This window comes from Marinilabilia sp. (genome assembly GCF_016278715.1).
In the GTDB taxonomy this organism is placed as follows: Bacteria; Bacteroidota; Bacteroidia; order Bacteroidales; family Marinilabiliaceae; genus Marinilabilia.
In genome coordinates this window covers 1-9,360 of record NZ_JADQBH010000247.1, presented here as the reverse complement: position 1 = coordinate 9,360, position 9,360 = coordinate 1, and the positions used below count along the sequence as shown (strand labels likewise).

At 41.1% G+C, this 9,360-nt stretch carries 6 protein-coding genes; 1 reads left to right on the top strand and 5 read right to left on the bottom strand.

Going from position 1 to position 9,360, the window contains the following annotated elements; all coding sequences use genetic code 11:
- Positions 1 to 494 precede the first annotated feature (494 nt).
- The 5 genes from QZZ43_RS15345 to QZZ43_RS15325 all read right to left on the bottom strand — a co-directional run bounded on the left by QZZ43_RS15345 (position 495) and on the right by QZZ43_RS15325 (position 7,343).
- A complete protein-coding gene (locus QZZ43_RS15345) occupies positions 495 to 2,552 on the bottom strand; it encodes a PAS domain S-box protein (RefSeq protein ID WP_291861247.1) in 2,058 nt (685 codons plus the stop codon).
- Positions 2,549 to 2,710, bottom strand: coding sequence for a hypothetical protein (locus tag QZZ43_RS15340; RefSeq protein WP_291861245.1), 162 nt, complete (start codon positions 2,708 to 2,710; stop codon positions 2,549 to 2,551). The genes QZZ43_RS15345 and QZZ43_RS15340 overlap by 4 nt, the downstream gene beginning before the upstream one ends.
- Before the next feature lie 584 nt (positions 2,711 to 3,294).
- A complete protein-coding gene (locus QZZ43_RS15335; protein ID WP_291861244.1) occupies positions 3,295 to 4,344 on the bottom strand; it encodes a 3-oxoacyl-ACP synthase III family protein in 1,050 nt (349 codons plus the stop codon).
- A 240-nt stretch (positions 4,345 to 4,584) separates the two neighbouring features.
- The gene (locus QZZ43_RS15330; protein WP_291861248.1) at positions 4,585 to 5,778 is read right to left on the bottom strand and encodes a 3-oxoacyl-ACP synthase III family protein; all 1,194 of its coding nucleotides are present in this window, start codon (positions 5,776 to 5,778) and stop codon (positions 4,585 to 4,587) included.
- 281 nt (positions 5,779 to 6,059) lie between these two features.
- Positions 6,060 to 7,343 carry a phenylacetate--CoA ligase family protein gene (locus QZZ43_RS15325; protein ID WP_291861242.1) on the bottom strand — a complete coding sequence of 428 codons (1,284 nt, stop codon included), beginning with the start codon at positions 7,341 to 7,343 and terminating at the stop codon, positions 6,060 to 6,062.
- 275 nt (positions 7,344 to 7,618) lie between these two features.
- Here QZZ43_RS15325 and QZZ43_RS15320 point away from each other — a divergent pair.
- Positions 7,619 to 9,360, top strand: a 1,742-nt coding sequence (locus tag QZZ43_RS15320; RefSeq protein WP_291861240.1) for a methyl-accepting chemotaxis protein, incomplete at its 3' end; no start/stop codon positions are given.

Here is a 9,360-nt window from a genome sequence, read left to right as displayed (position 1 = left end):
TAAAACAACTTGTTTCATCAGCTATAAATCTCTATCCTAAACAGTTGCCTAAAGAAAAAAGATTGTAAGAATGGACAGATCGCTTTCGAAATTATTCTCCTCCGGCTTTCTCTTCATTATCACCTTCCGACCGCTCAACCAGCATCTTTCTCTGTTCATCTGCAGATGTGTGGAAACGCAGCGTTTCTTAAGTAAACTTACCTGAAACTAAAAAACAATGGAAAAAGAAACCTTAAAAGTAAAAACAATTTCAAAAAGCTTGCGTCCTTTCTTTTGAAAATCTCCCCTATTTATTCAACCACAGTCCAAGGCTTTTCATAATTTCCATGAGCTGCCTGGAGTAAATCATTTTTTGATGCAGGTCTTGCCATTTTCTATCATTTTTTATGTAAGCTAATCGGCATACAATCGAGATAGAATAGTTGTACTTCGTAAAAGACGATTTAAGTAAAAAAACCAACATCTTTCATGACGTAGGCCAATACCAAAATACTTCAGCCCGAAAACTGTTCATTACCCACCTTTTCTCCGGGAATACTGAAATAGAAAGTACTCCCCTCACCTACTTCAGAGGAAAGCCAGATCTTACCATCCAGGGCTTTCACATTTCCTTTGGCCAGCGATAATCCAAGCCCCAGCCCTTCATGCCCACAAGTTAATGACATATCGGCCTTCACAAATCGCTCGAATATCTGATCAAAACGATCTGCTGGTATTCCTGGCCCGGTGTCCTTTACATAAAAAACAAATCTGTGATTTTCCCTGCCACACCCAAGCTCGATTGAACCACTTTCTGTAAACTTAAAAGCATTGTTCAGTAGATTCGTGAGAATTCCATCCAACTTGGTTCGATCAGTTTCCAAACATTCATCCTCACTCGAAAGGCCATCTAACCTAAGCCGGTAGGAAAGCTCTTTTTCTTTTGCCCTCGGCTGATAGAACTGGTAATGATAATTCAACACCTCCCTGATATCCACCTTTGAATATTTTAAATCCCGAACCCCTGATTCGATTTTCGAGATTTCCACAATATCATTGACAGTATCAAGAAGTCTTTGACCTCCTTGATTAACAAGGGCAATGAACTCCTTTTGGGTGTCAGAATCCAGGTCAGGCTCATCTAAAAGCTTCAGAAACCCAAGTATTCCGTTCATGGGCGTTCTTATTTCATGCGAAAAATTCAAAAGAAATGCTGTTTTCAGGCGATCACTTTCCTCGGCTTTTTCCTTGGCAACAACAAGTTCCTCCCGGGTTCGCTTTTTCTCAGATATATCTTCTCCTACCTGAATAAAATGGGTGATTTCTCCCTCATTAATGATGGGAGAGATAATTGCACTCTCCCAATACAACTCTCCATCCTTTCGGCGGTTTAACAACTCATTTTTCCAATCTCCTCCCGAAAGAACTGTTTCCCACAAATCCTTAAAGTAATCTTTGGAATGATAACCGGACGAAAGAATCCTGGAATTCTGCCCTTTAACTTCTGCAAGAGTATAGCCGGTGTGCCTGACAAATGCCTCATTTACATATATTATATTTCCTTCCTTGTCTGTGATTCTGGTGGCAACAGGACTTTGCGCTACTGCTTTCGAAAGTAAAACAACTTGCTCATTGGACTTCCTTCTGTGAGTGATATCTTGTAAAATCCCATACCATCGCACAACACCACCTTCTCCCTTTTCTGGACTCGCAACTCCCTGGTGCCAATAGATTTTACCTTCTCGTCCTATCATGCGAAATTCAACATCCCATATTGATAACTGCTCATAAGATTCCTGAATGCTTTGTCTCACTTCTTCAACATCGTCAGGATGTATGGCCTCAAAAGCAAGATTAGCATTCTTCCTAAGTTTTTCCGGGGTAAGATTAGGATACAGTTTTGATATCCCCTCACTTACAAACCGAAACAAAAGATATCCGGCTGAATCCATCTGAAATTCATACAGCGCTCCCGGAACCTGGGCTGATATCTTTTCCAGATAACTCTTGTTTTGTTTTTCCAGATTTTTCTCCCGCGTAATATCATCCGACAATATCATCACACCCTCCGGAACTGGCTCTATAACCAGTCGAAACCACCCGGAGGTCCCTCCTGGAAAAACAAATTTGTTGGATAAGTGGTGCGACCATTGATGTTCCATACATCGTTGTATGGATTGAAATACCTCCGTTTCTTCAATTTCAGGAAAAACATCAAACATACGACGTCCGGTAAGTTCATCCGGGTTCTTCCGCGCCTGAAGACTGGCAGCTGGATTTATATAAACGTAACGGTAATCCCTGTCGATGATTTGACAGCCCTCAAGCATATTGTCAAATGTAGCAAATTTCTCCTGCTCCATTTTGTGGTAGACCAATGAAACAGCCTGCCGAAACCACCGGTCGTAAAGAAATCCCGAAACTGGAATAATTATCAACAGAAGAACAAAAGAGATATCTTTATCATAAGTAAAATAAATAAACGTAAGAACTATCGTCACCACAAGGAACAAAGCAATGAACTGCTTAGGACTTCGGCCTTGGCGCTTTTTGTTTGGAGCCACTACCTTCATACGGAAAATTTAAGAGATTTTCCGGAACCGAAAAAATCCGGAATACCAGACACACCCTCACATATTCCGTTTAGAAAAATAATTCCTACAGGTAATTTCTCATAAAAATCCATCAGGTCGGCTACCTGAACATTTTTCCCGGAAACAGTAGTGTACATGAAATGAAATTAACTGGAAGAAAAACATCCATTCTTCTATTAAATACAACTTTAATCACCATTCTTTAACCATTCGTCAATAATTTATCGACTTTTGTCACTTTCCTGTTGCTTACGGGTAATTTTTACTTTTGTTCCGTTTTTCGAAGACTAAGTGCGCATCCATAAAACAGCGTTTCAAATATTGTGCTTCCAATATTCTCCTGAACGACAGAACCTTGAACCACCACTATTGCTTCAAAAAATTTTCATCATTACCGTAATGAAAAAGAAATGTAAAATCAAAGCTGTCGGGAAAAACCAACTTCCAACTGCTGCAAGTCATGCCTGAGACCAACTCAAAAAATTATCATCTGAAGCCTGGATTTCATTAAAGACTTCTTTTCAGTCAACTTTTTCACAATCGGAATGTAATCGCCATATGTTCCATATTAGCACCTTGGATTCCCAATTATTGAAAACCACTAACCCCGGTAAATGAGAATACTACTTTTCGCATCTATATCTTTTCCACACTCCCCCGGAATTCTGCCTCCTCCACCTCCCAACTACTGACAATTGACCCTTAACTAACTCACTTTTCATTAACAACAACACCATCTAAACACTGCCGAAGCGACCGACCAGTTGGAGCCCAAATCTGCAAAAACAACAAGATCTCCCCGTTTCAGTTTCCCGGTCTGAACTGCATCATCTGTTATCACCGGAATACTGGCTGTCTCCATACAGGCATGCCTCTCAAGTGTCTGGTGAACTTTTGAGTAATCAATTCCTATATGATCGGCCCACTGACGGTTTAACCAGTCAAATTTTTGGGCCAATATGTAATGTTCAATCTCTTCTGCACTCAAATCAAGGGCTTTTAGCACCTTCTTCACAGAAAATGGAAGGAATTCCTTCACATAGGGCAAATCCCGCTGAAAACTATTCGGAGCGATATTAAAAAAAGCTTTTTGAGTAATACTTTGCTCTGCAGGCCCGGCTAAACAAGCGTCGACACCAACTCCTGCCGCTACCTCAGGATATTGCTCCGACATTAAATGAAATCCTTGTAATCCGTAACCGCTTTCCGTTTCCTGCAAAACAAAAGCGCCTGCCCCATCCCCAACAAGCATCGATTTCATAATGGTACTGTCGGTATGAGGCAATATAGATTCCCCCGAAACCACCAATACTGTTTTATAAAACCCTGAAGCAACGTATGAAGCTCCTGTCATCAATGCATACATCCATCCGGTAAATCCCTGGTCTATGTTGATTGCAGTAGCATTCAGGGCACCAAGTTGGGTTTGAATCGTTACCGAATTGGGTGGCGTCAATTGGGATAGGTTCCTCGTAATATGGGTAACAACCACCATATCCACATCCATTGGCCCGACACCGGCATTTTTCATTGCCTCCCACCCGGCTTTTACGGCCATAGAAGTAACGTCTTCGTTCCGGGCCCAATGTCGATGTTTGATGCCTGATTTGGTTTCCATAAACTCTCTATCCGAATCACTCAGATTCAAATTGGTAAATTCATCGTTCCTTACAACCACTGGTGGCAGATAACTTCCTACTCCGGTTATTCCGACAGGAACCTTTGGGATGATTACCTCGGTTTTCGAAAGTTCATATTTGCTTTTTTCCATGAATTAAAAAACATTAAATCGGCCTATTTTACTATTAATCGTAACTTCAAGTCTTCTCCCTTCGCCCTAAGAGCCAAGAGCCAAGAGCAACAACCTAAGAGCTAAACCTCCCACCCCTGGCTCCATGCCCTTTGCTCCATGCTCCATGCCCTTTGCCTTCTCCCTATGAGCTATGAGCCACGAGCTAAGAGCTAAACATCCTTCTCCATGCTCCATGCCCTTTGCCCCCTACTCATTCACCTACACAAACCGTTTCACATTCTCCACCAAAACCGGAGAAATTTTATGCAACACAGCAATATGGTTTTCTCCCGCTCCACTTGAGGCAATTAAAACGTTGTCTCCGGCTTTTATCAAGTCCTGTTCCAGGGCTTCTGTGAAATTGGTAGCGGCAGCTGCTGTGGCTATATTCCCATATTTCTTAAAGCTTTCATAAAACTTTTCTTTGGGTATCCCGATGGTCTTCCGCCAGGCTTCTCCTGCCCACGAAACCGGTTGATGCGTTACAAAATAATCTATATCTCCGGTATTCATGGATGCTTTTCCTAACGTCCGGGAAACAACTTCCTCCATGTCTCTTTCTGCATTAACAGCAATTTCCTTACAGGCATCCTTATTTAGAAACGTGGTGACCAATTGCCTCCTGTCCGGCGAAGTGTGCAGTCCCTTATACAACAGAGGCTCACGTGTCTCAAAGACTATCCCGTCATGACGGTCACCATGGCTCGAAGAATGCGACGCCAGATATCCCAAATCACAGGAAGAAACAATGCCGGCAGCAGCTCCATCACCTGTATCTACACTAAAGTGAGTAGTTTTATCATTTACATGACTGTCTATGTAAGAAGAAACGATCAGTACATTTTTCCTGAGACCGGACTTCACCATGGCAACAGCAATTTCTATCATAGAAACAAAGGAAGAACAACAGGTATCTACGGCATAAGCTCCGGCATTCTTCAAACCCAGCTTATGCTGTACCAGTGAAACATTCTGGGGCAACGGACGATCTGGAACCTGGGAATGAGCCAATGCCAAATCAATTTCATCCGGATTTAATCCTGACCGGAGAATGGCCATCGAAGCCGCAATTACTTCTGCGTCCGATGGCAACATGGGATGTGGATATACACTCTCCCTGACGGAAGCCGGATCATCGGATACTCTCCTGCGTTCTTTTGTGCCCTGAAAGGGATCTGCCTGCTTCTTAGGTGACAAGGATTTTAACCAGGCTCCATACCATGGCTGACTTTCCCATCCCTCATAGTTGGTTTCAATTCGACCGGGCATACAACCAGTTTTCTCAATCTCTCCTATGTATTCCCCGGGCAGCTTGGTTTGTTGCCTCAAAAATTCACAAAGTGCTTTAACCATGGATCCCTCCAGTGGCTTGGCCGGCAAATAGGCCGCCATACTAATTAACCCTGCATTCATCTCTTTCACTGTATTTTTTCTTTTTCAATTAATTTTTTAACCTGATAATTTTTGTCCTGAAAACAATTTTTAAGGAGACTCATTTTTTTGATGGAAGGTGACCTTGGCAGGTAAGCCATAAAACAAGGTTGCTTTATCGTGAAATCGTCTCTGTTTGAGTCTCGTACGCGTAGCAAGCGAGATGAGTTTTGACGATTTAAATAAAAGAACAATAGTCTTTAGAGCGAAAGCTGACAAAGTCCTGATCTCCTCAACAAAGGGCACCAGAAAAATCAAGAATATCAGTTCCTACGATTATCAAATACCCTTTTACTCTTCCCCGTAAAACGCTCCAACTGATTGGGAGCTGCCAATTCCAAATCCAAACTCAGACCGATACAATGTTCTATATGACTTCGTATCTTTCTCTGCAACAACTCGGTACCGCCAGCTGTTTCTTCTTTCATCTCAACCACAGCTCTTATTTTATCCAGAGTTCCTTCTCTCGACACATGCAACTCATAATGCGAACTGGTTAAATTCAGATCAAGCAATGCAGCTTCTATCTGTGACGGAAATAAATTCACTCCGCGAATAATCAGCATATCATCCGAACGTCCTTCGCATTTGCTCATTCTCACCAGGCTCCGGCCACATTCACAAGGCTCATAATTTAGAGCGGTCAGATCGCGGGTCCGGTAACGGATAATCGGAATTCCTTCTTTGGTAATAGTAGTAAAAACTAATTCTCCATACTCTCCCGCTCCCAGGGGGTCCAGCGTTTCCGGATCTATAATTTCAGGAATAAAATGGTCTTCATTTATGTGAAGCCCATTTTTGTTTTCACACTCATAAGCAACTCCCGGCCCAATAATCTCGCTTAATCCGTAAATGTCATAAGCATCTATTTCCAATAGATTTTCTATTTGATGTCGCATCTGCTCAGTCCAGGGCTCAGCTCCCAGAATGGCAGTTTTGAGTTGTAAACGGCTCCTTAGTCCGGGATGACGTTTTATCTCTTCTCCCAGATGCAATGCGTAAGATGGCGTGCACGCCAATACCGTGGTACCAAAATCCTCCATCAGTTCAATTTGTTTACGGGTATTCCCTCCTGATATAGGAATTACCCTGGCCTTCACCTTCTCTGCTCCATAATGAATTCCCATCCCTCCGGTAAATAAACCATAACCATAAGCTATCTGTATGGTGTCTTTCGCTGATATATCGGCAGCATACATCGTTCGCACTATCATCTCTCTCCATATTTCAATATCATTTTCAGTATAACCAACTACAATTGGCTTTCCTGTGGTTCCGCTTGAAGCATGAAGACGAATAATCTCCTCCTGGGAAGCTGCAAACAGTCCAAAGGGATAAGTATCGCGTAAATCGGTCTTTTCTGTAAATGGAAGTTTTCTCAAATCACTTAGACTCATTATATCTTTTGGCTTAACGCCTTGAGCCTCCATTTTCTCCCGATAATACGGCACTTTTTCATAAACTCGTGCTATTGTGCTCTGTAACCGTTTTAACTGAATCGAGGCCATTTCCTCTCTTGTACAACATTCTTGTAAATCCCAATTCATGACAATAGGTTTTCTTTGATTTATTTTACAAAAATATTGTCTTTGTTCTATACAAAACAATTTGTAGATGTTTTTTTATTAACAAAATACTAAAGAAACTAATTGATAATACTTTAGATTTTAATGCCTATTTAGATTAATTACATTTAATGTTTTTTCGAAAAAACTCATCGAACATTAATACACATGTAGCGTATAACAATACTTTTCAAAAGAAATTTCCATTTTACAAACTGAATTTTAACATTTTAACACCTATTTAAAACACTAACTGTATGAGTACAATTAAAAAAACATTGTCAAAAGTTATTATAAATAACTCGATTAGAATATTCATCATTTCCATTCTAATCCTTCTTTCTGTTGTACTCTATTTTTTTCAGAAAGAGATTATGTACAGCAGTATGATTTATGGAGACCTTGCCCTCAAAAACAGCGCTCAGAGCATTGAAAAAGATAATGCCCAGTATACTTTCCTGATTGAAAACATGGAAAGGACTATTTCTTTTCAAATATCATCTTCTGTCAATAACTACCTCAGTGAAGAATACTTCGCCAACTACCTTAAAGACTTCCTCCTGCAGGAAGAAGATTTAAAAGGTATTTTCATCGCACTGGAGCCGGGCTTTATTGAAACAGACAAAAGTTTTAAGAAACATAGGTCGGGTGATATCCCAAATGCATTTAGTGTCTATATATCAAGCAATAAAACTCTCCCTTTCGAAGAATATCAAAACCACAATTACTATAAGGAACCTAAAAAAACCTTGAAATCATTTGTCTCAAATCCCCACTATCGAACGGCAGGAGAAGAAGAATTCAAAGTATATACCATTTCATATCCGATAATAGTGGACGGACAGTTTGCCGGAATCATTGGATGCGATGTGGATATAGAAGCCATTTACAATCAACTCGAAGGGGTCTCCATTTACGATGGAAACTCCTCCGTAGCACTGCTTGATAATAACGGGACATATCTTACTCATAATTTCTTCCCCGAACTTATCGGAAAAAACCTTAAAGAGGATTGCCCCGATGCTGAACTCAGACTTCAAAATTTAAGAGCGGGAAAAATTGACCAGTGGTTCGACGGTTTCGTCGGAGCTATTACAAACCCGATTTACTTCAATGACCACCAAAGTCCCTGGCAGCTGCAAGCAAAAGTTCATGCCAAATATGTTTTTGCCAATGTTATTTCTGCAGCATTTTGGATTATCCCCACCATCATTCTTGCCTTTCTGTTTTTTATCTTCAGAATGAAGCATTTTATCGGGAGTCGAATAAAACCTTTGGTTAAACTTGACAAAATCAGCGCCCTTATTGCAGACGGAGATCTTACTCATGACATTGACATTAAATCAGATAATGAAATCGGAAATCTGGCAGACAGTTTCACTAAAATGGTTGTAAAGCTGCAACTGTTTGTTAGTGAAATTCAACAAGGCAGCGCAAACATTACTTCAGCTTCTCAACAACTTGGAGCCAGCAGCCAGGTTCTCAGTTCCTCAACAAATGAACAGGCCAGCACAGGCGAAGAAATTAGCAGCAACATGGAGGAAATGTCAGCCAGCGTTCAGCAAAATGCCGATAAAAGCTTCCAAATCAAAGGCTCAAGCGAAAAAATGCTTAGTAAATTCAAGCTGCTTAATGAGGATGCACAAAAGGCTGCAGAAATGCAGGAAGAAATTGCGCAGTTGAGTGGAGTCATCAACGACATTGCACAAAACATTAAAATTCTTTCCCTAAATGCTGCGGTGGAAGCTGCCAGGGCAGGTGAACATGGTAAAGGTTTTGCCGTGGTGGCCAGGGAAGTTCAGAAATTAAGCGAAAACACTACGATTTCTGCTACCAAAATTACGGAAAAAATTCTTGCCAGTTCTCAAATGTCAACTGAAACCATGGAATTTATCCGCGAAATTGTTCCTCAACTCTCTGCTCTAAATGAAGATATTGAAGAAATCAACATGGCCTCCCAGGAGCAAGCATCAAATATTCAAATGGTTACACAGGCTAC

What these genes read in the sequence shown, in the direction of transcription:
- QZZ43_RS15345 (WP_291861247.1), bottom strand. Translation starts at nt 2,552, where the DNA reads ATGAAGGTAGTGGCTCCAAACAAAAAGCGCCAAGGCCGAAGTCCTAAG.
- QZZ43_RS15340 (WP_291861245.1), bottom strand. Translation starts at nt 2,710, where the DNA reads ATGTACACTACTGTTTCCGGGAAAAATGTTCAGGTAGCCGACCTGATG.
- QZZ43_RS15335 (WP_291861244.1), bottom strand. Translation starts at nt 4,344, where the DNA reads ATGGAAAAAAGCAAATATGAACTTTCGAAAACCGAGGTAATCATCCCA.
- QZZ43_RS15330 (WP_291861248.1), bottom strand. Translation starts at nt 5,778, where the DNA reads ATGAATGCAGGGTTAATTAGTATGGCGGCCTATTTGCCGGCCAAGCCA.
- QZZ43_RS15325 (WP_291861242.1), bottom strand. Translation starts at nt 7,343, where the DNA reads ATGAATTGGGATTTACAAGAATGTTGTACAAGAGAGGAAATGGCCTCG.